The sequence below is a fragment of the Bacillus sp. NPDC094106 genome, from assembly GCF_044764345.1.
Taxonomy (GTDB): Bacteria; Bacillota; Bacilli; order Bacillales; family Bacillaceae_G; genus Bacillus_A.
The window spans coordinates 365,944-390,736 of record NZ_JBIWHY010000001.1 but is presented as its reverse complement, the minus strand read 5'-3'; the positions used below and the strand labels follow the sequence as shown (position 1 = coordinate 390,736).

Below are 24,793 nucleotides of genomic sequence, written 5' to 3'. Positions count from 1 at the left end.
TAAGGGGGATAGTATATGAGGTTAAATATTAAATTACAAACTGATCGTTTTCCACTTTCATATAGGATGATGATGGTCAGTTTTATTAAAGAAGCCCTGAAATTATCTGATGTTGCATATTTTCAACAGATTTATCATTCTAGTAAAGCGAATCGACCATTCTCTTTTGGAATATATGTACATGATTATGAACTGAATGAAACGGAATTTCATATCAAAGGTTATGTTGGATTAACAGTAACATCTCCAGATACCCAATTCATGCTACATTTTTACAATGGTTTGATGCAAATGAACGATTTTAAATATAAAAAATTTAATTTAAAACGATTGAAAGTACAAATGATCAACAGTACCAATATAGATCGAAACCATGTTTATTTTAAGACTTTAGCACCGTTACTTATTCGTGATAAAAAAGCTAAACCAATTTTAATCCATGAAGAAGGATTTGAGAAAGAGCTAAATTATATTTCAAATGCTGTTTTAAAAGATTTTCGTGGATATGGATTGATTCAACCACTCATTTTTACAAGTAAAAATATGAAAAAAGTAGTAGTTAAAGAAAAGATTCATAGTGATGATGAAACTTTATTTTTTACTGGATATCAAGGGATTTTTGCCTTACAAGGTGATATGGAAGATTTGAAAGTACTTTCGGAAATTGGATTAGGGTTTAGGTCTAGTCAAGGATTTGGTGCTGTGGAGGTGGTGTAATGATACTTGTAACGAAAGAAATTCCTTTGGTTGCAGGGGAGTGGACAATATCTCAAGGGTTAGTCGGATATTATCGTATTCTTAAGCATGCAGGTATAAAAGCAAAAATTACTGATGAGGGAATTTTGTTTGATCCTGAGCATTTAAAAAATTTTGAACAGCACTATTTTAACTATTTTTTAGATCGATTCAGTGTGGCAAAGCGTGATGAAAGAAATATCAGAAGAATTTTCTTGAAATTTAAAAAAGAAAGTGAATTACAAGGTAGTAAAGAAGCAAAAAATAGGATACAAGGGTCTAAAAAAATTCTTGATGAAATAATAAAAAAAACAGCCATTGATAAAGTAGAAAAGAAATTTGAGGAATCATCACACAAAAAGAGATTAGTAAAGTATGCCACTGTAATCCGTAATCAAAAGATGTATATTCCAGAGATGAATGAATGGATCGAACAGTATATACAAGCTTTATCAGAACCAAATATTAATCATAAATTGACGTTAAATTATTTTAAAGCAACAGTTTTAGGCACATATTTTGGACAAGTGAGTTTCTTAAATGTACTGCACACTGCAAAAAATATTGAAGAGCAAAAAGCGATTTTTAGAAAGGATTATATTGAAAGTTTACTTGTCGATTTAGAGCTACAACAAGTTATTTTACAAACAGAGTCTTCAGATGAAATTATGACATACATTGAATCGAGTACACATGAAATGGCCAAGCAATTAAAAACTAAGTTTAAAAAGCTGACAATTCAACAAATAAAAGATTATGTATCTAATGAAATAAACGGCTGTAGTTTTTTTGACTCGCAGTGGGCATTTGAACAGTATTCTGAGTCGCATTTTTCTCCTTTATCTATGAGTGCTTCGAAAGCGCTTAACTTTTATTGGAATGCGAATGGTGCATTAACCATCCCAATGAGCAAATTAGCAAAACTGATTTTATTTTGTGCACCTGCTGGAGCCTCAATTGCTGGAGGGAAATCTTTATTTGTCCAACTAGAAGGACGATTTGAACAAATTATTAAAGCAAATGACACATACGAAATAGGGCGTAGTAAAGACAAAGCATTTGATGAAATTATTTTTGACTTAATCGCTGAACAGCAAACCAAAGCAAAACAAACAGGAGATAGCTATTTAATTTTAGAGTATTCTTCAGAATATAATGCGAAAAAAACAGATTTACAATACTTACATTTAACACCAGGCCTATGTTCACTATTTAAAGAAGAAAGTTGTTCCAAATGGTTTAGGAAATTAAATTACGCATTTAGGAGTCAAATAGTCCATTCGTTTTTACGTTATCAAGATCCAAAACTTATTATTCATAATGGTTTACGAGGGAAGTTACAAGAAGAGCGATTAGCAAATGAAATTGTTTATGCTTGTCTATTAAGGCATTACTATTTATTTTTTGTGAAAGGGGAGGGAAATATGAATACTAATTTAGAAACTAGCAAAAAAAGAATTTGGAGTGCTTTTTATGCAGGGTTAGCAATTAAGAAAACGATGGAAGATGGTAAGACACGCTCTATTGCGTATCGTTTGTTAAATGCGGTTCGAGCTAATGACAAGAAGATGTTTTTAGATACAGCAATGCGTTTGTACATGTCAGCAGAAAAGCCACTTCCAGCAGTATTTATGAATATATTAGACGAATCACACATTGATTTTGCGTCTATTGGAGATTCATTCATTGCAGGTTTAATTTCAAAAGAGGAGGAAAAAGCAAATGAACAATAAAGCTTTGACATTAACAGTGATTTTTAAAGCAAGTTCTTTAAACTATGGTGAAGGTACAGCGAATATTTCTGAGTTAAAAAAGTTTCATCGTGGTAACGGAGAAGTATATTCTTTCGCTTCTCGTCAAGCAATTCGTTACGATATCGTACGTTTAGGAAATCAACTATTTAACTGGAATTTAAATGTTGTTGATAAAAGTAAAGGGGTTGTACAGTTTAAAGATGATTGTACAATTGTTGATTCTGTTGAGATGGATTTATTCGGTTATATGAAAACGAAAGCTAAAGAAGGAGCGGATAAGCGTTCAGCTGTGGCGAGATTAAGTCACGCTATTTCATTAGAGCCATATCGTAGCGATTTAGAGTTTTTGAATAATATGGGATTAGCTTCGCGTATTCATGAAAATCCTAACTTGGCTACGTTAGAACAACATGAAAGTTTGTATACTTACACATTAACAGTTGATTTATCCAAGGTTGGAGTAGATGGGGAAATTGAATTACCAGCAGGCGAAAAAGTAAATCGGGTTAAACAATTAATTGAGCTTACAAAATATCTAAATCGTGAAATTCGTGGTCGCCAAGAAAATCTGGCTCCATTATTTGTAATCGGTGGTGTTTATCCAATAGCAAACCCATTTTTCTTGGGACGAGTTTCTTTACAGAACTTTGATTCACGCTTGTTGAATGTAAAGTCATTGGCATCAGTGCTCGAACAAACTGTGTTAGGTCATGATGTACGTGCATGTACCAAAGTTGGCTTAGTTGATGGAGTATTTGCAAATGAAGAGGAGATCTCTCAGCTTACAGACACAGTATCTGTGGAAAAGTTTTATCAACATTTAATAGATGAAGTTGAACAGTATTACAAGGTGTTAGTATGAACGTAATTCGACTAAAACTTTTTCAAGAAACAGCTTGCTATACAAAACCGTTTGCGAACAAGGTAGCGGAAACCTATCCGCTACCTCCGTATTCAACAGTCAAGGGAATGATACATCAACTATTACAAGCGAATGAATTGTTACCTTTACGTTTTTCGATACAAGGAAACTATGAAACAAAACTGATTGATTATCGGAAAAGCTATATGGTGAAAAAGAAATCAGTTTCTATGCCCATTATTTTTGATGGTTTAGCAATAGATGTACCTAAACAAAAGAATATGACTTCTATGCCCTTATACAACCACATGCTTTTTAATGTAGAACTTGTTATTCATATTGCTGGGGAAGAAGCGTTGCTACAACGTATTTATCATCATTTTACGCAACTAGATAAGCATTTATCTCTTGGGCGCCATGAGGATTTAGTACGAGTAGATGAAGTAGCATTTGTGACATTGAAAGAATGTGATGAATACAATTCAAAATATGCGATTTATGCTCCAAAACATTATTATGAAACAGATTTTCCACAAGGTATTCCATATCGTTTAAATTGGACATATAACATCGTTAATGGTATACGAGAGTGGAATAAAATCCCTGTTCTTTATGTAGACGGAAAGTATCCTCATGTAGAAGATGGTAAAATGTTTCATACAGATGGGGAATATCTTGTACTTTGGAATGAATAAAAAAGGTTCGTATTCTTTTTGAAGAATACGAACTTATTTTTGAGGTGATTGTCATGTTTTTAGCAAAATCTAACCCGAAAGAAACATTACGTGAACATACAGATGAATTACGCTCACGCTATAAACTTTTAAAAGAATCTTATGGGCACTATTTTGATGAGCGTATTTGGGATTTACTTCTTTATGCAGTAGATTATCATGATGCTGGTAAAGCTCATGAGCCGTTTCAACTAAAGATAAGGCGTGCACTTGGAGAAGAAGTAGAGTTAAAAAAGACATTGGAAGTACCGCACAACTATTTATCTCCTTTTCTATTACCAGAAGCTGTTTTTTCTTTACCGAAAAAAGACTATCAAGCCCTTATTCAAGCAATTGCATATCATCATGAACGAAATGTCGATCCTAATGATGAATTAATTGAAAAAGCTCTTTGTGATGATCTTTGGCCAAAAATGAATGAGATCAATGAACATTTAAATATTAACGGAGCAAATTTAGAGAAGAAATTTAATCGTATTTTATCCCAACTATATAGACGAATTAAGTATAGTGATAATAAAGCAAATTATGTAGATTATGTTATTTTAAAAGGATTACTTCACCGACTAGATCATGCAGCTTCTGCTCATGCGGATATTGAAATTGATGCAAAGCAAGATTTTAAAGAGCTTGTTGATGCGGGTTTTCAAAAGATTGCTGAAGAAAAGAGAGTACCTGTTGAAGATGTATATCGAGATTTGCAAAAACATGCACATAAACATCGCAAAGAAAATTTAATAATTGTAGCTCAAACTGGCATGGGTAAAACTGAAGCGGCTCTTCTTTGGGCTAGTGATAGTAAAACTTTTTTTACATTACCATTAAGGGTTAGCATTAATGCATTATTTAATAGAGTGTATGAAAAAATGAACTATAAGAACGTTGGCTTACTGCACTCATCATCGATGGACTATCTAACAGAAAACATTGAAGAAGATTGGGAAGTTATTTCAGAGCAATCTCAACATTTTTCAAGTAAGCTGCTGTTTACAACTATTGATCAAATATTAAAATTTCCATTTCTTTATCGAGGCTACGAGAAAGAACTTGCAACAATGGCCTATTCCTCAGTTGTAATCGATGAAATTCAAGCTTATGATCCGAAAATTGCTGCTGTATTAATTCGGGCATTAGAAATGATTTATTTAGTAGGTGGCCGTTTCTTACTTATGACCGCAACACTTCCTAGTATTTATTTAGAAGTGTTGAAAGAGAGTGAAATCATTCCAATAGATGGATTTCAAGTAGATACATTTGTAGATGATAACGTCATTCGACATTGCATTGATGTTATTGAAAAGCCGATAATTGATGATTTTGAACAGATCGTGGAACTAGGAAATCATAAAAAAGTATTAGTTATTGCAAATACAGTGAAACAAGCAATGGAGTTGTATAACAGGATAATAGAACATAGTGAAAATGTTCGTGTTTTCCATTCTATGTATATTCAAAAACATCGAGCCTTGATTGAAAAAGAGTTGCTTCTTTTTGATGAAAATAAAGAAGTAACAGGAATTTGGATAACAACACAGCTTGTAGAGGCATCTATTGATATTGACTTTGATGTTTTATTTACAGAAGCTGCAACGCTAGATAGCTTATGTCAACGGTTTGGACGATGCTATCGAAGAAGACAATACACACATCAACAACCTAATGTATTCATATATACAGCTGATGTGAGTGGTGTGAAATATGTGTATGATGAAGAAATTTTAACAAAATCATTAGATTTATTACGACCTTTCAATCAGAAAATTTTGCTTGAATCTCAAAAAATTGAACTAGTTTCTCAATTGTATAATAGGGAGAATTTAAAAGGAACTGAATTTCTCAAAACGTTTGACGGTGCTTTAGAGCAATTGAAAACATTCGATGATTATACATTATCTTCAAAGGATGCTCAAAAGCTGCTTCGTGATATTCAAGCTGAACTTGTGATTCCTAGAAATATTTACGATGAAAATGTTCATTTATTTGAACAACTTGAAATAGTTGATAAAGATGAACGTATAAAAATACGTCGTGAAATTACAAAACTTACTGTTAGTTTGCGAAAAAATATAATCAGAGGAAAAACATCAAGATTACCTCATAAAGGTACAAAAAAGAATGGTGAAAAATATGATTTGTTACCATGGATTCAAATTTTAGATTTGCAGTATGATTTTGATGAGGCTAGCAAAACAGGTGCAGGTGTATTGTTAGATAAGGAAATAGAGAATTACATTTAATTTTTATAAGTTTATTTAACCGGAGTGGGATGTTATATAACAAATTCTAAATGAGGTGGTAAGGTGAAAGGAACTTACATTCATTACTATTTTGTTTGTCATCGTAAACTCTGGTTATTTGTGCATCAAATTCAATTAGAAAAAGAGAGTGAGAGGGTGATAGAGGGTAAAATCCTTCATGATTCTACATATCAGCGTATGGAACACCGTGAACTCGATATTGATGGAGTCGGGAAGATTGATGGGATTGAAGATGAATATGTTCGTGAAATTAAGTTAACAAGCAAAATGAAAGACGCCGATCGTTGGCAATTGCTTTATTATTTAGCAGAATTGAAAAAACGAGGTGTTATAAAGAAAGGTTTATTAAGTTATACGAAAGAAAAAAGAACGGAGGAAATTCTTTTAACAGAAGCTAATCAAGATGAATTGGAAAATATTAAAAAACGCATTCAAGCAATTATATTAAGTGATAGGCCTCCAAAACTTGAAAAGAAAACCTATTGTTCGTCATGTGCATATTATGATTTTTGCTTTTCTGGGGAGGTAGAATGATGCTTAGAGATTTCTATATTTTTTCAAATGGAAGAATGAAGCGGAAAGATAATACGTTTTATTTTATTAATGAGGAGGAAAAAAAGAAATCATTACCAATAGAACAAATTGATAATTTATATGTATTTGGGCAAGTTGACTTGAATACGACATTATTAAATTTTTTAAATCAGCATCAAATTCATGTTCATTTTTTTAATTATTATGGTTTTTATAGTGGTAGTTTTACACCACGTGAAAGTAATTTATCAGGTTTTACATTAGTCCATCAAAGCGCTCATTATTTAGATATAGACAAACGATTGATACTTGCTAAAGCATTTGTGTCTTCAGCGGTATTCCATATGTTACGGACTTTAAGGGGATATAAACAGATAACTACTGAAATGTTAGAAGATATAATACAATTAATCCCACAAATATCGCAAGCTAGTACAATCCAGCAACTTATGGGCATTGAGGGGCTTATTCGACAACACTATTATTCTATGTTTAATTATATTTTACCGCCTGAATTTTCGTTTCACAAGCGTTCTAAACAACCACCTCAGGATGAGATTAATGCGCTGATTTCATTTGGTAATAGTCTATGTTATACAACGGTCTTATCTGAGATTTATAAAACGCAATTAAATCCAACAATTAGTTATTTGCATGAACCATCATCAAAACGTTATTCATTAAGTCTCGATATAGCAGAAATTTTCAAACCGCTCATTGTAGATCCATTAATATTTACACTTGTTAATAAGAAAATGATTAGCCTAAAACATTTTGAGCAAATTGATGAAATGGTCTTATTAAATGAACAAGGCCGCAAAAAGTTTTTACAAGCGTGGGAAGAAAAATTAGGACAGACAGTAATGCATCGTCGATTGAAACGAAAAGCATCATATAAATATTTCATACGTTTAGAGTGCTATAAGCTTATTAAACATATGATCGGTGACGAATCGTATAAACCTTTAAAAGCGTGGTGGTAAAGAAATGTTTGTAATTATTACTTATGATGTTGGAGAAAAAAGAGTAGGAAAAGTATGTAAGAAATTAAAACAATATTTAACATGGACACAGAATTCTGTATTTGAAGGAGAAGTATCTAAAACACAACTTCTTAAATGTCTAGCAGAATTAGACAATATTATAATATCAACGGAGGATTCTGTTTATTTATATGAAGTGAGTAACCCACGTAACATAAAGAAAAAAGTATTTGGTCTTGAAAAAAGCTATGAAGAGCTATTTCTTTAAAAATAATTTTGTAATATATTAGATAATAGGAAAGATTTTTTTATTAGTAATGATTTTGCAGCGAATCGTTTTATGAGAAGTAAATTGTAAACTCCTTGTTTTTCAAGGGCTCAACATCATTTTTGAAAATGCTTTTGAAACAAGACTATCGATTCGCTGCAAAACTTAAAATCTATAATACAGTAGAATCCTTGATTTAAAAGGGATTTTTAGTCCTTTTTATATAGGATTTTATCTGAACGTAGTGGGATATAAAGCTGTTGGAACTATTGAAGAAGAATTTGAGTTCGAAATTTTATCTGAACGTAGTGGGATATAAAGTATTCAATAAAGACATCTAATGTTTCATTCAAATCTATTTTATCTGAACGTAGTGGGATATAAAGTTATTGATTCCATTGCGAAGAACAGTGTCGCGGGCAATTTTATCTGAACGTAGTGGGATATAAAGTCGCCATACCCTTGCTATGACTGTCCGGTTTCCCTTATTTTATCTGAACGTAGTGGGATATAAAGGTGTATGCCGATGGGTCTTTTCAACTTGTTGGAAGCATTTTATCTGAACGTAGTGGGATATAAAGGGCTTTCGGTGATGCCCAACAAGCCCTTGCTACTGCATTTTATCTGAACGTAGTGGGATATAAAGATCGCAAAAGCTTTCTTTTGATTTACACGTATTCTTTATTTTATCTGAACGTAGTGGGATATAAAGTGATGGATCACGCGAGACTCCTGCAAACGGAGCGATATTTTATCTGAACGTAGTGGGATATAAAGAGACTATTAAACTCAAACGTGCATCGGGGAATGGATATTTTATCTGAACGTAGTGGGATATAAAGTGAGTCACAATATACACGACGATTAACCAAGTTAGGATTTTATCTGAACGTAGTGGGATATAAAGTCCACCCTGCCGCGCGACATGTGTCGATAAAAGCTTGATTTTATCTGAACGTAGTGGGATATAAAGGTGACTCAAACAATGACATTGCGGAAGTGCTTGATGATTTTATCTGAACGTAGTGGGATATAAAGGCATTTAGCATTCTATTGCTTTGTTCGTCTAATTGCATTTTATCTGAACGTAGTGGGATATAAAGTCGTAATACAGCCATAGTTTGTTACTTCCATCCATGCATTTTATCTGAACGTAGTGGGATATAAAGCAGTAATGCAAGCGCAAGCGTTAAAAAGGTTAACCCATTTTATCTGAACGTAGTGGGATATAAAGTCGAAATTATCACAACAAGCAGCAAAGCAAGCAGGGATTTTATTTGAACGAAGTGGGATATAAAGTTTCCTTTAAGCTTTTCATCAGCACAAAAAGACTCGATTTTATCTGAACAAAGTGGGATAAAGATTGATCGTGTATATAGAAAAGAGAAGAGCATAATAACGTAAAAACATATTGTTATGTTTAGCTTGGTATTTAATATAGTAAACTTTTGGTAGGAAAGATTGAGGATATATCAATTTTGTGTGATGAAAAACATCAAGAAAATCCCGTTAATAATCACAATCTTGCTGTATTCCTGATAATTATATTTATGTTAAGATTATTCTGGATATTAAGTTGTATAATGGGAGGGAATCGACTTGCTTACACCAGAACAAATCTCAAACTTATTCAGAAATTTTTCCGTAAAAGAATGTAAAGGATCAAGCGATTTATACGAGCATTTATCATTAAAAATTTCAGAAGATGATGAACTAATTGCATTAGCTTCACACACACAGCCTGGTCAGCCAGTTCCTAATTTGTTACTAGGTGCGGTTCATTATTTATTATTACAAGGGAACGATCATGTTTTAAAAAAATATTATGGAAGTCTTGTTGCAAACCCCGAAAAGAATTTGGAGAAAGCTTTCCAGCAGTTTAAAGACTTTTGCCAGCTTCATAGAGAAGAAATTATCTCTATCTTAAAAACCAAATTAGTACAAACAAATGAAGTAAGACGATGTACGTATTTATATCCGAGTTTTTGTTATATCTTTAATAAAGTTCAGAAACCTTTAGCTTTAATTGAGATTGGGACAAGTGCTGGTCTACAATTGTTCTGGGATCAATATAGCTATTCGTATGGAACAGGAGAGGTATATGGAAATATACATTCAAACGTTCATTTGAAATCAGAAATAAAAGGAGATAATCAGCCATTTTTCTTACAACAGAGTCCGCCTGTCGTAGAAAGGATTGGACTGGATTTACATATCAATGATTTAAATAATGAGGAAGACTATGTATGGTTACGTTCGCTCATTTGGCCTGAGCATAAAGAAAGACTTGAAATGTTTGACAATGCAGCAGCGTGTTTAAAAGAACAATTTGTGAAGTTAATAGAAGGGGATGGGGTGTCTCTTCTTTCAGAAATTGCAGAGCAACTTCCAGAGGATGCGGTAATTTGTGTTTTCCATACACATGTAGCGAATCAAATACCAGAGAATATAAAGCATAAACTAGTGGATCAGATTAAAGAAATTGGTGCAAGACAAGATATATTTCATCTGTACAACAATATGTGGGATAGGGATCTTCATCTTGATTATTTTATTCATGGGAAAGAATATTGTGAAACTGTTGGTGAAACAGATGGACACGCACGGTGGTTTAGCTGGAGATTGGAAGATAAATCGCTTTGTTAGAGTTCACTTGTATATGATGATAATAAAATTTCTGCAGTACTAAAAAAGAATGTACTATATAGAAAAATAAATAAAAATCATTTTTATTTATAATTACATATGTTGAATTAGCACACAGAAGACTTGTCTTCGTGTGCCTTTTTATTGTAAAGATAAAATGCGTTCATGGAGCATCTAAAAAATTATTATATTCGTCTTTTGACCAGTTATTGTGTGAAAACGACCGATTATCGAAATTTTATTTACAGTAACTTAAATAGCTTTTATATTTAGAGCGAGTGAAAGGGATGTGGTGAAGTGAAATTTGAAGTGTCGATTGATCCATCTTATAAAGAACCGAAAATTATTATTCTAACGGATAAAATGACAGATGAGATATCAGATATTATGAAGCGACTTTCGGAAACACATATGGATTCATTAGCTGTATTTTCAGAAAGAGGTGTTGAAATTGTTGAATGTAAAGATATCGTCAGGATTTATACAGAGAAACAGAAGGTATTTCTCCAAACTGCTGCTGGTATCTATACCGTTCGCTCCAGGTTATATGAACTGGAAGAGAAACTAAATAGTCAATTTTTCGTTCGTATTTCCAATTCAGAGATTGTTAACATCAAAATGATTACGAATATGGATATTAGTATGACAGGAACAATTGGCGTGTCATTAACAGGGAATATCAAAACATATGCTTCTCGACGCTATGTTTCAAAAATTAAGAAACTGTTTGGAATATGAGGTGAAAGCAACGTGAAAAATTTATTTAGTCGAGTTGTTGGTGGTTTTGTCATCGGCGTGATTATTGGACAAATTGTACAAATCCTTATTTCGCTTAAATTAGGCCAAGGAGAATATATGCCAGTTGTAGATCATTTTCGCTCTTTCTTTGTTAGTGAGATGACTGCTGTCATCGTACAAATAATGTTAACAGGGATTATTGGCGTTACATTTGCTACAAGTGCCCTTATTTTTGACATAGTGAAGTGGAGTCTAATGAAACAGTACATCGTTCATTTTTGCGTAACAGCACTAGTATGGGGACCAATTGTGATGATACTTTGGATGCCAAAAACGTTCGTAAGCACATTGATTTTTTTTATTAGTTTCTTAGGTACGTATGTTGTCACATGGGCTATTCAATACATGATTTCAAAGAATGATATTAAACAAATTAATGCTGCGATTCAATCAAAAAAATTAGAAGGAAGAGGTGATGAATAAATGAACATTGCTATAAAAAGTCTAACGAAAAAATTTAAAGAGCACACAGTTGTCGACAATCTTTCAATGACAATTGAAAGAGGCGAATTTTTTGCACTTCTAGGGCAAAATGCTGCCGGGAAAACAACAACGATCAAAATGCTTAGTTGTTTGCTTACACCTACAAGTGGCGATGCAATAATGTTAGGAGATAGTATTGTCAAAAAAACTACGGCAGTAAAACAAAAAATAAACATTTCACCACAAGAAACTGCGGTAGCCCCGAATCTTTCTGTACAAGAAAATTTAGAACTCATTGCGAGTATCTATGGCAGCAATAAACAAGAGGCTAAACAAAAAGCAACGGAAATGATGACAAGGTTTGGACTTTCGGAGAGAGCAAAAAATAAAGCAAAAACATTATCAGGCGGGTTGCAGCGTCGACTAAGTATTGCAATGGCACTCATTTCAAATCCAAAAATCATTTTTTTAGATGAGCCAACACTAGGACTTGATGTTCGTGCTAGACGTGATCTATGGAAGGTTTTACTTGAATTAAAGGGTAAAATCACGATTATTTTAACGACGCATTATCTAGAAGAAGTAGAAGCACTTGCTGATCGCGTCGGCATTATGCACGGGGGTAAATTGCATGCACTTGGAACAATTGATGAGTTAAAAGAAAAGACGGGACAATCTTCTTTAGAAGATATTTTCCTTATACTAACTGAAGAGGAGGTCTGACTATGAGATATTTAGCATTTGCTTCACGTAATCGTAAGGAGATTTTACGTGATCCTCTGACGCTTCTTTTTGGGGTTGTGCTTCCGATTATTATCATGTGTCTTTTTTCAATCATGCAGAAAAATATGCCTTTTGACCTTTATAGTATAGAAAGCTTAACGCCAGGCGTGATCGTTTTCAGTTTTTCTTTCATTACGTTATTTTCAGGAATGCTGATTGGTAAGGATAAAAGCAGCTCGTTTTTAATGCGGATTTTTGCTTCACCTATGTCTGCGTCTGATTATATGATTGGATATGCTCTGCCACTATTACCGGTTGCAATTCTTCAAATTGTCATTTGCTTTATTTCAGCATTTTTCTTAGGTTTATCTCTTAATGCGAATGTACTAGGTGCCGTAATCCTGCTCATTATTATTGCGATGCTTTATATTGGATTTGGTCTACTGCTTGGCACGTACTTTACAGACAAGCAAGTTGGTGGACTTTTTGCAATGTTTGTCAATCTCACAACATGGTTAAGTGGTACTTGGTTTAAGTTAGATATGATTGGTGGTGCGTTTAAAACAATCGCTTATGCATTGCCATTTGCTCATGCGGTTGATGCTACACGATTTGCTTTATCTGGTGAATACGGAGATCTTGTTGTACCTGTATTATGGGTAGTGGGCTATACGATCATTATCTTCGTAATTGCTGTTTCGGGCTTTAAGAGGAAAATGAAAAGCTAACTAAATTGTATTCTTGTTTGTTACTTTCCAACCTGACCACTGTAACTATGGACAAATGACCAATATATAATATGTCAGGAGGGATTTTAAATGAATTATGAATTAAACGGTTATCATCGTCAACATTCTGGTGTTCATCCAATTTTAGATCAAGTTTTGGAGAGGTGGACTGGGGAACCAAAAAATACTGTTTACTTGTTAGTCAAGAAATATGGTTTACCTAATGAAGCGAGTTCTAGAAGAATCATTTGGTATAACAATGGTCCTTGGAAGCGTACGATTGTTCATCTTGATACGGTACCTCATAATTTTCCGACTCCCCATCTTGATTATTTGGCACAAACCGTTGATTATAAAGTGCCTGTTCCATTTTTTGATGAATTGGCACAGTTTGATGGCAGTTTATATATAGATCGAACTGCTGGTGAAGCTACGGCTAAATGTGATCAAGAAGCAGCGAATTTTATGGCTTTAAACTTGATGCATGACATTGTTACCAGCAGGCGAAATGTAGAAGATGCAAGACATTTTGCAATTGAAATTGAAAAACGTCTTCGATTACAAGGTCAATCATCACCGTATTTCGAAAGATTCCTATTCCAAAAACAAAGCGGTACTGCTGATCCTGATGTCAGCTATTTTTAAGTCAAACCTAAACGGCAGTGTTAGTTCCGTTATTACATATGTACTATCTTTCTATAAATATTTTACTTTAACTAACCTGCCTTATTAGTACAAAAAGAAAAAGCTGTCAATTGATAGCTTTGTTTTATAACTATGCACTAATTGTTTATTTTGTTTGAGTTTTAATGCTGCAAAATGCACCAGTAACTGGATGATGTAGCCCCCTCTTTTCCATATCTCGTATTTTCTGACCCCTTCGTCTATTTGATAACTATCGTCCCCAAAATCATCTTATATTTTCTATTTTACCAAATATAGTGAACCAAATAGAATTAAAGAACAGCTAAACCTTGCGATCCAAAATAAGGAAAGTTAGTCCAAGCAGCAACCTGCAATCTAATAAGACTACCATCATCTTGGATATGAAATACTGAGACTGTACCCTGATTCCCGTTCAGTGTGTAAAAATAGCGGCCATCTTTACTCACACCAGCATCTATCGGCAGACCTGTAGATGTACCTGCTGGTGTACTGGTAATATGCCCGACAACCGATAGTGCTCCACTTGAATCTATACGATATGTGGTGATTGTGCCACTTAAGGTGTTGGTGGTATAAGCAAATCTTTCATTCCTCGTTGTTACAACCCAGCAAGTGGTCTTCTGGCCGTTCAGTATAGAGCCACTGATAACATTAAGAGTCCCGTTGTCGCTCATTGAATATGATGACAGCGCACTAGAAAAGGATTCCGTAACTAAAAGTAGTCCTGAGGATAGAAAACAAGAGCCGAACGGTCCCTTACCACTTGAATCGTTAATAATTGGACCCGTAACTGTACCATCTTTATTCACATGGAATACACTGATATGGTTTGAAGTAAGCTCGGATACAACGATTTTACTGCCATCTGGAGTGAAGAGAACCTGCGCCGGCTGAGCATTGAAAGTACTGAGAGAATGGGTTGATCCGGGAATAGGAGTAAGGCGTCCGTTATCATCTATACGAAACCCAGTGATATTGGATGCAAAATTGTTAGCGGCATTACCTACATTAGAAACGTAGAGAAAATTACCAAACACATCTACGCTATTGGGCTGAGCACCTCCTGATGGCTTCATATCCACGAGAACAGGTACCCCGCTGTCGATTATCATGAAACTACTGATACTATTGCTGCCTGCGTTAACTGCAAGTAGGAAACGGCCATCACGGGACAAAGTTAAGGAACCTTGTGACGCAAGGGGATCGATGCCATCGTTTGCAGTTGCAGTTGAGACTTCCCTTGTACCAGTACCTCTGCCATAAGTTGGGTAGGAACCTACAAAGGTGAGCATTCCATTCATGTCCCTGTAAAAGGCAATGATTTGATTCGTTACTTCATTATTGGTCATCATATAAACCGTACTCGCACGAGAATATTCGTTCATTGTTTGCATTTTATGACTCTCCTCCTTTCATAATTTTATATGGTTCTTTTTCCATTTCAATTCCAAAAAATGATGCGCATTGGTTTAAAAGATAGATGGATTTTCATCCACTTATCCCACGAACCTGCTCCGTTAGTTCAATAACATAGGCTCTTGTTTTTCTTCTAATTTATATACTTTATCTCACTCTATTCCACAAACTGTAGCGTGTAATATTAGCACACAGAAGGCTTGTCTTCGTATGCCTTTTTATTGTAAAGATAAATAATGCGCTCATGGAGCATCTAAAAAAATTAATATATTCGTCTTTTGACCAGTTATTGTGTGAAAACGACCAATTAGTTGAGACGATACAAAAAATGATTTTGTATTATTGTAATAAATAAATTTTAGTGTAAAATGAACCTTTTGTGAGAAACGAGCGAATATAGTGTGAAAGATTGTTTAGAACATGAGAGGGGAACGTAAATTGGATGAAATAGAATTAAAGGAATGGCTCCAGAGAATGGCCTCTGGGGATCAACAAGCCTTTCAAATTATTTATGAATTTACATGTAAAGATGTTTATAGGACGATTGTTTTTTTAGTAGGAGATAAGCATGATGTAGAGGATATTGTGAATGAGGTATATATCCAAATGTGGAAATCGGTAGCCAACTATGATGTGAATCGGTCTTTTCGTTTTTGGCTACATGGTTTAATTGTTAGACAAGTACAAGATTGGCGACGTAAATCATGGCGACGTTTTCGCATTTTTGAAAAAAAGAAAATGTACGAACAAGATCAGTCTTACATAGTGGATGAAGATATTTTACATAAAGAAACACGTAGTGAATTAGTAGAAGTTGTACAAAAGTTATCGTATAAGCATCGTGAAGTCGTTATTATGCGCTATTTCCATGAATACAGCTTGGATGAAATCGCAGCACTTCTTCATATACCTATTGGTACAGTAAAGTCTCGATTACATACAGCATTGAAGCGTTTACGGTCAGAAATGGAGAATGTTCCAGCTATACAAGGGGGCGAAGCGAATGGATTTTGAAAAGCGGTTAAAAGATGAATTGCAAATGAAAGCGGAAGCGATGGAACCATCTAGTAATCTTCAAAAAATGGTGAAAACCTCTTTTAATACATACCACCAAGAAAAGAAAAAGCGGGGACGATCGATGAAGAAAAAGCTGTTAGTCGGATTAATAGCCGCTGCAATTCTTATACCGACAGGGACTTTTGCAGGACCTACTTTAGTTAGTAAAGTTATTGGCACTCCAGAAGAGGCAAAAGAACAATTTGGTGCAGTTGAAGAAGAATACAAAGAATTCAACGAAATATTTGAAATAGCAAATCAACTGTTCGCAAAAGAAGAGTTCGAAAAATTTTCTAAGCTGTGGAAAGAATCACAAGCATTAAATAAAAAGGCAATTGTAGTTGATGGAGAAAGAAAAAGTCGAAGTACAGCTCGGCTTAGTAAAGAAGAATTGAAAAGATATGATGAAGTAAATGAAGAGCTACGACCTTACGAAGAAAAAATATATGGAAAATTCAAATATACGATAAAAGAAGCACAGGAGCTAGTTAATTTTCCTATAAAATATCCAGACTACTTACCTAAAAATTATAGATTATATGAAGAAGAGGCAAGAGCGGAAATTACGACTGGGAAACCACAGCCACTCATTACGCTGACTTATGTGAAAGGCGAATTGAGTTCAAAAAGTGGTAGTTTTGAAGATGTATTGCAAATCAAACAGTCTGAAATCTTTGAAATGAAAAAGGTACCGTATGAACAGAATTTAGATGATTTTGACGAACGACCTTTTAATCGATTATCAAACTATACGATCGATGGGTGTAGGGTAACATTAGGAGAAAATAAACTTGGAGATATAATTGGTATGAGAATAGTTGTGCCAGCAAAAGATGGTAGAAATGAGTATCAAATCTTTGTCACTGATAGCAAGTTACCAAAAAAAGAGTTAGAAAAAGTATTATTTTCAATGGTGAAATAAATAGCGTAAAGTAGCTATTCAAAAGTTCAATATTTATTATACAATATAGCAGGATATATCATAGAAAAATGAAAGTAATTAGTTACTTTCATTTTTGTTTATGATAATATGTTAGTAATCACTTACTTACATATTGGATGGGGGAATTAGAATGGGAAAGCCAACAGCGAGAGAAAAAGTTATGGAAGCAGCGACTTTATTATTTGGTGAAAAGGGGTATACGGCAACGACAATTCGTGAAGTTGCAGAAAAAGCGGGGGTAAGCGAGTTAACTATTTTCCGCAATTTTAAAAATAAGGAAAATTTATTTCGAGAAAGTATTATTTTGCGAACGACACCAGTTGCGTTGTTAGAGGAAATAGAAGAGCAGTTTACAGGCGATTTAAATAAGGACCTTACAAAGATTGCAGAAACATATATCCAGGTAAACTTACCGAAGTTAAATTATATTTGGGCAGCATTATTAGAATCTAGACAAAATAGTGAAATGAAACGATTACTTCATGAATTAAATTCACATTTAGTTGACCATTTAGAAACATATTTGCAGCAACTTGGGGAGAAGGGGCACATTATTCCATGTAACTATCGCTTAATAGCGAATATGTTTTATGGACAATTATTCTTATATATTATGAATGTCAGTATAACGGAAGAGGATATTCAATTAGAAGAGTATATAGAAGCGTGCGTAAATCTATTTATGAATGGGATTTCATTTAACAAAAATTAATAGAGAGGAAATGGAAAATATGGGGAAACTATTTGCGTTAATTGCACTAGTTACAGGGTTTTTCATGGCAATTTTAGACTCGAATATTGTAAATATTGCATTACCAGAAATGACAAAGACATTTCATACTTCAATTGATACGATTTCTTGGATTGCAAATGGATATAATGTTGCTTTTGTGACCTGTTTATTAATAGCAGCTCGTCTTGCGGATCAATTTGGCCGCAAGAGGCTGTATGTTATTGGTTTATTAGGATTTTCTATTAGCTCATTCATGTGCGGAATAGCATCATCTTTTTATATGTTAGTAACCTTTCGTGTGTTACAAGGAATTTCAGCAGCCATAATTGTACCTGTTGCGATGCCGCTTGGACTTGAACTTGTACCGAAAGAAAAACAAGGTATGATAGGTGGAGTTATGGGGGCTTTTGGCGGGTTAGCTGCAGCGATTGGTCCATCACTTGGAGGGGTTTTAACAGATAAATTAACTTGGAACTGGGTATTTTTCATCAATGTTCCAGTCGGTATTCTTTCCTTAATCTTCGTTTTTCTTTTTATTAAAGAATCTTATGATCATACCGCAAGTTCTAAAATAGATTGGGCAGGTATGGTTACTTCATCATGTGCATTATTTTTACTTGTATACGCTTTGATACAAGTAAATAAAGCGACTTTAAGTCCGCTAAGCATAAGTCTTCTCTTTAGTGTTTCTATTATAAGTTTTATATTGTTTATCTTTATCGAAAAGAAAAGTGAAAATCCGATGTTACCTCTATATTTATTTTCATATAAGGAGTTTTCGTTTTCAAACCTTGCGTTATTTTTTGTAGGCATGGGGTTGATGAACTTTTTATTTATTTTTGCATTTTATTTAGTTCAAGTAGAAGGAATGAGTGAACTTAAGGCGGGAATGATTATTAGTACACTAGCGATTGTATCAATGATAGTTACGGCAATTATGACACCAATCGCTGCAAAACGTGGAAGTAGTGTCATTGGCAGTGTAGGTATTATTGCATTTTTAATTGCTTCGTATTTATTCGGCCATATGGAGTTAAACTTTTCGACTTGGGATTATATTTGGAGGCTTATGATTGTAGGCCTCGGTGCAGGATGTACGCTTGCTCCTTTTACAACAACTGCAGTATTAAGTGTGCCAATTGAAAAATCAGGTATTGCATCAAGCATATCCAATATTTCAAGAACAGTAGGCAGCATTGTAGGCGTAGCGATATTGGTCGTTATTTTAAATCATCAATTATCGGATGAAAAAGAAAAAGTAAATCAACAAGTCATAACAATGGTTCAAAAAAGTAATCAGACAGATTTAGAAAAAGAGAAACTATTGCAAGCAATCCAAACAATTGATAAGCACGAACGGGTAATAATAGAATCAAAAGAGGGAAATGCATTTTATGAACAAATGAAGTGGAAATATAAACATGCGGTTATCCGTAGTTTCAATCAAACATTTTTAATAGGGTCATTTATTTTTCTTTTGGCACTTATTTGTAATGTAGTAGAAATATATATGAATAGAAAGAGGGAGAATAAAGTAAGATCCTTATGTTAAGTAGTTGTTGTTTTAGAATAAAGTTTGTTCAAATTAATGCAAATGACCTTGATAAAAGAACAAAAAGAAAGAGCGTGTTTTGAAAAGGATTGATTAAAACTTGCTCTTAAAATATTCTAACGAATTATTTTTTTATAAATAAGTTTAATCATGTATTGTATTGCTTGTTCAACTACAATACATGTAATTATTAGGGATTAATTGATTAACCTCTAGATAAACCAAGTAGTGACTTTATTTTATATTCACAATTGGTAATATTACACAACTAATCCTGTATCATTCAAACCTAAACATCTTCTTTAATAGTAGGAAAACCTTATGGTCTTATATCATATTCCCATTTATGAGTGCATTCTGTTAATATGTATCCTACTTTTTCTATTAAAAAGCCTAATTTCTCAATTTATTGTGGAGAAATTAGGCTTTTTTCATCACTCCATTAAAGCGCCCTATAGTTTAATGACTTGATTTACTGATTATATCTTCAATCATTCACTTTGAACTATATAGATATAGTTTTTGTTACAACTGTTTGTTGAAATGCCTTATCATGCTCAACAATAATCATTGTTGGATTAAATTGTTGAATAAGCTCTTCAATCTGCATACGCGAATAAATATCAATAAAATTTAATGGTTCATCCCATATATATAAATGAGCTTTTTCACATAAACTTTTAGCGATAAGCAGCTTTTTCTTTTGTCCACCAGAATAATGAGATATATCTTTCTCAAATTGAATTCGGTCAAAATCCATCTTACGTAGGATGGATTTAAATAACGTCTCATCAATTTCGTGCTCTTCAATAAAGTCCGATAACGATCCCTTCAAATGAGAAGTATCTTGTTGGACATAGGAAATGATGAGTCCTGAACCTAAATTAACTGAGCCTGTATGCTGTATTGGATGTCCTAGGATTAGTTTTAGGATACTACTTTTCCCGCTTCCATTCTTTCCATCAAGTACAATTCGGTCCCCTTGTTCAACTATGAAACTAATTGGTTCATTTACTATTTGGTCATCATACTTAACAGACACATCAGCCAAAACAACCAATTCATTTGACTGAAATTTCAATTGTTCTAATTTTAACGACTCAGTTTTCTCCACATTTTTTAGTAATTTTGACTTTTCTTCAATAGCTTTTTGTTGCCTTGATTCAAGGTTCTTCGCTTTCTTCATCATCTTGGCCGCTTTATGTCCTACAAAACCCTTATCTAACTTAGATCCTGAATTCCTTGTTCCATTTTTGGAAGCTTCCACTTGATGAGACCAACTTGCTGAACGCTTTGAAGACTGTTTTAATCTCCCTATGTCTTTTTGTAGACGTTCATTTGTAGCCTCTTCGTGTTCCTGCTGTCTATCAAAATTTAACTTCCAAGAAGAATAGTTACCACTTTGAACTTCAATATTTGCTCTATTTATAGATAATATATGGTCAACGCATCCATCTAAAAAGATTCTGTCATGTGAAATCAAAATAAACCCTTTTTTCTTTCTTAGATAATCAGAGACCATCTTTCGTGCATCAGTGTCTAGATGATTTGTTGGCTCATCAATTAATAGAAATTGACCCTCATTCAAAAACAGTGCAGCAAGCAACACCTTTGTTTGTTCTCCATTTGATAATGTTTTAAATGGCCGATACATGGCCTCGGCATCAACATTTAAATAGGATATTTCACGCAGAAATTCCCAATCTTCTGCTTCGGGACAAATTTCTTCAAGGATTTCATGAGTGAACTTGTTCTTATCCGAAACTGGGTAAGGGAAATAATTAAATTCCACCGAAGAAGTGATTTTCCCACTATACTCATAATTACCTAATAATAAATTAAAGAATGTCGTTTTACCTCGTCCGTTTCTACCAATAAATCCTAGTTTCCAATCCGTATCTATTTGAAAGTTTACACCTTCAAAAATATTATCAAAGCTACCTGGGTATGAAAAAGATAAGTCTTGAACTTTTATCATTGACATAATAATTCCTCCTTTATATAATCAACACTTTTCATATAAAGTCGGAATATCCATCAATTTTTTAATTTCTCCATATAAGTTTGATGGATATTAACGACTTATATAGAGCATTACATGTGTAACAATAGTGTCTGAATTACTCATTTTTCTCTCTCCTTTATTTGTTAAGTTACAGTTACGGATTAATAAATATCAACTTACCTATAAGAGAATAAAAAAATCCTCCCAATTTATAATCGGAAGGATTAGTATTTCACTTATACTTAATAAGTTCTTATTAATCATTGGAATCATGACAAATAAAGTATGAACTGATTTGTAAAAATGGATAGACTAACCCTATATTTTGTAGTTTGAAGTTATTAATTTCAAATTAAAATATATATTAGTTAATCATTATTCATCCATCAGTCCTTTCATAATTCTATTTTTAGAGTAACATTCTTTTTTATGGAATGCAATATCACAATCATCTTCACCTCAAATTACTGCTAACTACTTCTTTAGAATCAACAATGTATATTTCTTTCAAAAAGAACATTAATCAAAATGGATTCTTTTCTTTTTGAATGGACAATTCATGTAATAAAAAATTCAATCCCAATTCATTTAAAAATCTTCGATTAAAGAGATAAAGCAGCGCATCATTTTTATAAACATCGCAACTTTGTTCAAAGATTCGCGTCTTTCTTACAACATCGTGACTTTATTTCAAAACCACAGTAGTGAATAGGAAACAATCAATAAATTTTGTTTACATAATATTATTATGAGTGTAATTCTTAAGGCGGCTATCATTACATGTTTGAACCTACATAAATAGGGGATTATAGAAGTAGAATTGTTGCATTCAAAATGAAAGTGTGCAATAATCAGCGTATTTTCAGTTGGTTCCGCCATTGGGAGCGAATGGATGCTTGTAGCTGGAGCGATTGTATGAACGTATGATTAACAAAGATACAGCTAATATTTAAGGAAACCGAGCTATTAAGTTTAACTCCTGGAGGGATGGAGCAGCTGAGAGGTATCGTCTGATTTATACGGGTTTATCCATTGTATCAAGGCATTAAATCTTTCGAACCTTCCGCAGTGTCACCTTTGTTAAAATTATGAACGGAAAGAAAGTAGAACAGCAAAAGCAGTAATGAACTGATAATAAAAGGAGGAAATGTGATGAACGCACTTAACATTGATTTTCGTAAGACGGCTTTAGTTCTTATTGATTTACAAAAAGGGATTGTGAACATGGCAAATGGGCAAGTTGTTGTAGATAAGGCTGCTCAGTTAGTTAAATATTTTCGTCAAAAGGAAGGATTTATTGCTTTTGTTAATGTAGATTTTCTTGATGGAAAAGACCAATTAAAGCCATCAATAGATCAAGTAACTAATGTTTCGGCTAAACCGCCTGTTGATTGGGCTGAATTCGTACCTGAGCTTGAAGTAGGTTCTCGTGATTATGTTGTTACAAAGCGTCAGTGGGGAGCTTTTTTCGGTACCGATTTAGATCTTCAGCTTAGACGTAGAGGGATTGATACGATTGTGCTAGGTGGTATTTCTACTAACATAGGAGTAGAAAGTACGGCAAGGGAAGCTTTTCAACTTGGCTACCATCAAATATTTATTACGGATGCGATGAAGGCGTTGACTAAAGAGGAGCATGATGCCTCCTGTAATTACATTTTCCCTCGAATAGGGAAGTTAAGAACTACTGAACAGTTTTTAGCGGATTGATTATTCATACTTGTATCATCAATCATCCATTTTTAAAGGTATAATGTATGTTCTCTAAATTGTATTTGCGATCTAATCAGAGGAGTTAACTCAATGAATCTAGAATATTATAATGCGATGAGGGAGGCAGAATATGTTATTTCAAAAAGGGGAATTATCTATTAGATATGTACTAGAAGATGATGCAAATATCATTTCAAAATGGTTAACCAATTCAGAGGTTTTACAGTATTACGAAGGGCGAGATAAACCACAATCTCCAGAAAAAGTTCGTACTCATTTTACTTATAACTCAAAGAGTGACGAGAAAAGATGTTTAGTAGAATACGCTGGAGAACCGATTGGTTATATTCAAATGTACCCGATAGATTCAGAATGGAAAGAGTTATATGGGTATAGGGAAAACCAAAATGTATGGGGGATGGACCAGTTTATTGGAGAACCAATATATTGGAATGGGGGAATTGGAACAGAACTTGTACAAGCTATGGTTACATATATCATCGATGAATTAGGTGCTGAAGCAATAGCGATGGACCCAAGAGTAGCTAATGAACGTGCCATTCGCTGTTATGAAAAGTGCGGATTTAAAAAGGTGAAAAAATTAAAGGAACATGAGCTGCATGAAGGGAAATTAGAAGATTGCTGGATGATGGAATATAACATATAAAGGACAGGTGAAACGAATGAAAGCGTTGCTTGTGTTAGATATGCAAAAGGGAGCCATGTGTGATGAAAAAGGACGTCATTATAGATACAATGACGTCTTTTTTCTTATTTTTTCTTATCCTTATCTAATATGTTCTGCTCTTCAGCGAATTCAGTTCCATATGCGAATCGGCCATTCATATTAATTCTTTCGTTTTTATATCGCTCATGCGGATGAGAAAAACGATGAACAAATACTTCAGATACTGTAAAGACAATAGCGGAAAGAATACTTCCCCACGCAATTTGGATGTAATTGTCCAATAAAATATTGCCAAAAATCCACACGCTTAAATAGGTTAACAAGAAATCACTCATAATGGCAGCTGAGTTGCCAATGCGCTCTAAAATAATTTTATCAACAAACATGTAAGATACAATCGTTACAAATAGACTAAAGGAAATGATTTGAAGAAGTGTGGCAGGAAAAAATAAAGCAAGTCCAAAAGCAAAAGCAATGATACACGATATAAATTTGATAAGCACTACAGCCATATTACTCAACGTGTACACCTCCCGTCTCTACATAGTTTTCCTATAAAATGAGAAGTTCATACA

23 protein-coding genes and 1 CRISPR repeat array are annotated in these 24,793 nt (G+C 33.7%); of the genes, 20 read left to right on the top strand and 3 right to left on the bottom strand.

Annotation, left to right across the window (positions count from 1 at the left end):
• Positions 1–15 precede the first annotated feature (15 nt).
• The 14 genes from cas6 to ACIQ7L_RS02105 all read left to right on the top strand — a co-directional run bounded on the left by cas6 (position 16) and on the right by ACIQ7L_RS02105 (position 14,091).
• A complete protein-coding gene (gene cas6, locus ACIQ7L_RS02170; protein WP_400566067.1) occupies positions 16–717 on the top strand; it encodes a CRISPR-associated endoribonuclease Cas6 in 702 nt (233 codons plus the stop codon).
• Positions 717–2,468, top strand: a complete 1,752-nt coding sequence (locus tag ACIQ7L_RS02165; RefSeq protein WP_400566064.1) for a Cas8a1 family CRISPR/Cas system-associated protein — start codon at positions 717–719, stop codon at positions 2,466–2,468. Before cas6 ends, ACIQ7L_RS02165 begins: the two co-directional genes overlap by 1 nt.
• The gene (cas7i, locus tag ACIQ7L_RS02160) at positions 2,458–3,351 is read left to right on the top strand and encodes a type I-B CRISPR-associated protein Cas7/Cst2/DevR (RefSeq protein ID WP_400566062.1); all 894 of its coding nucleotides are present in this window, start codon (positions 2,458–2,460) and stop codon (positions 3,349–3,351) included. The genes ACIQ7L_RS02165 and cas7i overlap by 11 nt, the downstream gene beginning before the upstream one ends.
• The gene (gene cas5b, locus ACIQ7L_RS02155) at positions 3,348–4,046 is read left to right on the top strand and encodes a type I-B CRISPR-associated protein Cas5b (protein WP_400566059.1); all 699 of its coding nucleotides are present in this window, start codon (positions 3,348–3,350) and stop codon (positions 4,044–4,046) included. Before cas7i ends, cas5b begins: the two co-directional genes overlap by 4 nt.
• Positions 4,047–4,099: 53 nt before the next feature.
• A complete protein-coding gene (cas3, locus tag ACIQ7L_RS02150; protein WP_400566058.1) occupies positions 4,100–6,322 on the top strand; it encodes a CRISPR-associated helicase Cas3' in 2,223 nt (740 codons plus the stop codon).
• 63 nt (positions 6,323–6,385) lie between these two features.
• Positions 6,386–6,877, top strand: coding sequence for a CRISPR-associated protein Cas4 (gene cas4 / locus ACIQ7L_RS02145; RefSeq protein ID WP_400566056.1), 492 nt, complete (start codon positions 6,386–6,388; stop codon positions 6,875–6,877).
• On the top strand, positions 6,877–7,860 hold the full coding sequence (gene cas1b / locus ACIQ7L_RS02140) for a type I-B CRISPR-associated endonuclease Cas1b (protein ID WP_400566055.1): 984 nt from the start codon (positions 6,877–6,879) through the stop codon (positions 7,858–7,860). Before cas4 ends, cas1b begins: the two co-directional genes overlap by 1 nt.
• 4 nt (positions 7,861–7,864) lie before the next feature.
• On the top strand, positions 7,865–8,128 hold the full coding sequence (gene cas2, locus ACIQ7L_RS02135) for a CRISPR-associated endonuclease Cas2 (RefSeq protein ID WP_400566054.1): 264 nt from the start codon (positions 7,865–7,867) through the stop codon (positions 8,126–8,128).
• A 228-nt stretch (positions 8,129–8,356) separates the two neighbouring features.
• Positions 8,357–9,492: direct repeats of the CRISPR family, unit length 29 nt; unit sequence ATTTTATCTGAACGTAGTGGGATATAAAG.
• 235 nt (positions 9,493–9,727) lie between these two features.
• Positions 9,728–10,774: a DUF2332 domain-containing protein gene (locus ACIQ7L_RS02130; RefSeq protein WP_400566051.1), complete on the top strand. Its 1,047-nt coding sequence runs from the start codon at positions 9,728–9,730 to the stop codon at positions 10,772–10,774.
• A 297-nt stretch (positions 10,775–11,071) separates the two neighbouring features.
• Positions 11,072–11,512, top strand: coding sequence for a LytTR family DNA-binding domain-containing protein (locus tag ACIQ7L_RS02125; protein WP_003198186.1), 441 nt, complete (start codon positions 11,072–11,074; stop codon positions 11,510–11,512).
• A 12-nt stretch (positions 11,513–11,524) separates the two neighbouring features.
• Positions 11,525–11,995, top strand: a complete 471-nt coding sequence (locus ACIQ7L_RS02120) for a DUF3021 domain-containing protein (protein ID WP_400566047.1) — start codon at positions 11,525–11,527, stop codon at positions 11,993–11,995.
• On the top strand, positions 11,996–12,718 hold the full coding sequence (locus ACIQ7L_RS02115) for an ABC transporter ATP-binding protein (RefSeq protein WP_400566045.1): 723 nt from the start codon (positions 11,996–11,998) through the stop codon (positions 12,716–12,718).
• Positions 12,719–12,720: 2 nt separating this feature from the next.
• The gene (locus tag ACIQ7L_RS02110) at positions 12,721–13,446 is read left to right on the top strand and encodes an ABC transporter permease (RefSeq protein WP_400566042.1); all 726 of its coding nucleotides are present in this window, start codon (positions 12,721–12,723) and stop codon (positions 13,444–13,446) included.
• 90 nt (positions 13,447–13,536) lie between these two features.
• Positions 13,537–14,091: a hypothetical protein gene (locus ACIQ7L_RS02105; protein ID WP_400566041.1), complete on the top strand. Its 555-nt coding sequence runs from the start codon at positions 13,537–13,539 to the stop codon at positions 14,089–14,091.
• A gap of 311 nt (positions 14,092–14,402) precedes the next feature.
• Here ACIQ7L_RS02105 and ACIQ7L_RS02100 read toward each other — a convergent pair whose 3' ends face one another.
• Positions 14,403–15,506, bottom strand: a complete 1,104-nt coding sequence (locus ACIQ7L_RS02100; RefSeq protein ID WP_400566038.1) for a lactonase family protein — start codon at positions 15,504–15,506, stop codon at positions 14,403–14,405.
• A gap of 460 nt (positions 15,507–15,966) precedes the next feature.
• On the opposite strand from ACIQ7L_RS02100, the gene ACIQ7L_RS02095 reads away from it, so the two are divergent.
• The 4 genes from ACIQ7L_RS02095 (at position 15,967) to ACIQ7L_RS02080 (ending at position 19,812) form a co-directional block, all read left to right on the top strand.
• Positions 15,967–16,542: a sigma-70 family RNA polymerase sigma factor gene (locus ACIQ7L_RS02095; protein ID WP_400566035.1), complete on the top strand. Its 576-nt coding sequence runs from the start codon at positions 15,967–15,969 to the stop codon at positions 16,540–16,542.
• Positions 16,532–17,506 (top strand): hypothetical protein, encoded by a 975-nt coding sequence (locus ACIQ7L_RS02090; RefSeq protein WP_400566032.1) that lies wholly within the window; start codon positions 16,532–16,534, stop codon positions 17,504–17,506. The genes ACIQ7L_RS02095 and ACIQ7L_RS02090 overlap by 11 nt, the downstream gene beginning before the upstream one ends.
• A 151-nt stretch (positions 17,507–17,657) precedes the next feature.
• The gene (locus ACIQ7L_RS02085; RefSeq protein WP_400566030.1) at positions 17,658–18,239 is read left to right on the top strand and encodes a TetR/AcrR family transcriptional regulator; all 582 of its coding nucleotides are present in this window, start codon (positions 17,658–17,660) and stop codon (positions 18,237–18,239) included.
• A 19-nt stretch (positions 18,240–18,258) separates the two neighbouring features.
• Entirely contained in the window at positions 18,259–19,812 is a 1,554-nt protein-coding gene (locus ACIQ7L_RS02080; RefSeq protein ID WP_400566029.1) for an MFS transporter, read from the top strand.
• A 505-nt stretch (positions 19,813–20,317) separates the two neighbouring features.
• On the opposite strand, the gene ACIQ7L_RS02075 is transcribed toward ACIQ7L_RS02080, so the two are convergent.
• Positions 20,318–21,796: an Lsa family ABC-F type ribosomal protection protein gene (locus tag ACIQ7L_RS02075; protein ID WP_400566026.1), complete on the bottom strand. Its 1,479-nt coding sequence runs from the start codon at positions 21,794–21,796 to the stop codon at positions 20,318–20,320.
• A gap of 1,173 nt (positions 21,797–22,969) precedes the next feature.
• On the opposite strand from ACIQ7L_RS02075, the gene ACIQ7L_RS02070 reads away from it, so the two are divergent.
• Positions 22,970–23,527, top strand: a complete 558-nt coding sequence (locus ACIQ7L_RS02070) for an isochorismatase family protein (RefSeq protein WP_400566023.1) — start codon at positions 22,970–22,972, stop codon at positions 23,525–23,527.
• 133 nt (positions 23,528–23,660) lie between these two features.
• Positions 23,661–24,197: a GNAT family N-acetyltransferase gene (locus ACIQ7L_RS02065; protein WP_400566022.1), complete on the top strand. Its 537-nt coding sequence runs from the start codon at positions 23,661–23,663 to the stop codon at positions 24,195–24,197.
• A gap of 104 nt (positions 24,198–24,301) precedes the next feature.
• On the opposite strand, the gene ACIQ7L_RS02060 is transcribed toward ACIQ7L_RS02065, so the two are convergent.
• Positions 24,302–24,730: a YndM family protein gene (locus ACIQ7L_RS02060; RefSeq protein WP_373605232.1), complete on the bottom strand. Its 429-nt coding sequence runs from the start codon at positions 24,728–24,730 to the stop codon at positions 24,302–24,304.
• Positions 24,731–24,793 lie beyond the last annotated feature (63 nt).

What these genes read in the sequence shown, in the direction of transcription:
- ACIQ7L_RS02105 (WP_400566041.1), top strand. Translation starts at nt 13,537, where the DNA reads ATGAATTATGAATTAAACGGTTATCATCGTCAACATTCTGGTGTTCAT.
- ACIQ7L_RS02165 (WP_400566064.1), top strand. Translation starts at nt 717, where the DNA reads ATGATACTTGTAACGAAAGAAATTCCTTTGGTTGCAGGGGAGTGGACA.
- ACIQ7L_RS02085 (WP_400566030.1), top strand. Translation starts at nt 17,658, where the DNA reads ATGGGAAAGCCAACAGCGAGAGAAAAAGTTATGGAAGCAGCGACTTTA.
- cas7i (WP_400566062.1), top strand. Translation starts at nt 2,458, where the DNA reads ATGAACAATAAAGCTTTGACATTAACAGTGATTTTTAAAGCAAGTTCT.
- ACIQ7L_RS02075 (WP_400566026.1), bottom strand. Translation starts at nt 21,796, where the DNA reads ATGTCAATGATAAAAGTTCAAGACTTATCTTTTTCATACCCAGGTAGC.
- ACIQ7L_RS02110 (WP_400566042.1), top strand. Translation starts at nt 12,721, where the DNA reads ATGAGATATTTAGCATTTGCTTCACGTAATCGTAAGGAGATTTTACGT.
- ACIQ7L_RS02065 (WP_400566022.1), top strand. Translation starts at nt 23,661, where the DNA reads ATGTTATTTCAAAAAGGGGAATTATCTATTAGATATGTACTAGAAGAT.
- cas5b (WP_400566059.1), top strand. Translation starts at nt 3,348, where the DNA reads ATGAACGTAATTCGACTAAAACTTTTTCAAGAAACAGCTTGCTATACA.
- ACIQ7L_RS02070 (WP_400566023.1), top strand. Translation starts at nt 22,970, where the DNA reads ATGAACGCACTTAACATTGATTTTCGTAAGACGGCTTTAGTTCTTATT.
- cas1b (WP_400566055.1), top strand. Translation starts at nt 6,877, where the DNA reads ATGCTTAGAGATTTCTATATTTTTTCAAATGGAAGAATGAAGCGGAAA.
- ACIQ7L_RS02090 (WP_400566032.1), top strand. Translation starts at nt 16,532, where the DNA reads ATGGATTTTGAAAAGCGGTTAAAAGATGAATTGCAAATGAAAGCGGAA.
- ACIQ7L_RS02115 (WP_400566045.1), top strand. Translation starts at nt 11,996, where the DNA reads ATGAACATTGCTATAAAAAGTCTAACGAAAAAATTTAAAGAGCACACA.
- ACIQ7L_RS02100 (WP_400566038.1), bottom strand. Translation starts at nt 15,506, where the DNA reads ATGCAAACAATGAACGAATATTCTCGTGCGAGTACGGTTTATATGATG.
- ACIQ7L_RS02060 (WP_373605232.1), bottom strand. Translation starts at nt 24,730, where the DNA reads ATGGCTGTAGTGCTTATCAAATTTATATCGTGTATCATTGCTTTTGCT.
- ACIQ7L_RS02080 (WP_400566029.1), top strand. Translation starts at nt 18,259, where the DNA reads ATGGGGAAACTATTTGCGTTAATTGCACTAGTTACAGGGTTTTTCATG.
- cas3 (WP_400566058.1), top strand. Translation starts at nt 4,100, where the DNA reads ATGTTTTTAGCAAAATCTAACCCGAAAGAAACATTACGTGAACATACA.
- cas6 (WP_400566067.1), top strand. Translation starts at nt 16, where the DNA reads ATGAGGTTAAATATTAAATTACAAACTGATCGTTTTCCACTTTCATAT.
- cas2 (WP_400566054.1), top strand. Translation starts at nt 7,865, where the DNA reads ATGTTTGTAATTATTACTTATGATGTTGGAGAAAAAAGAGTAGGAAAA.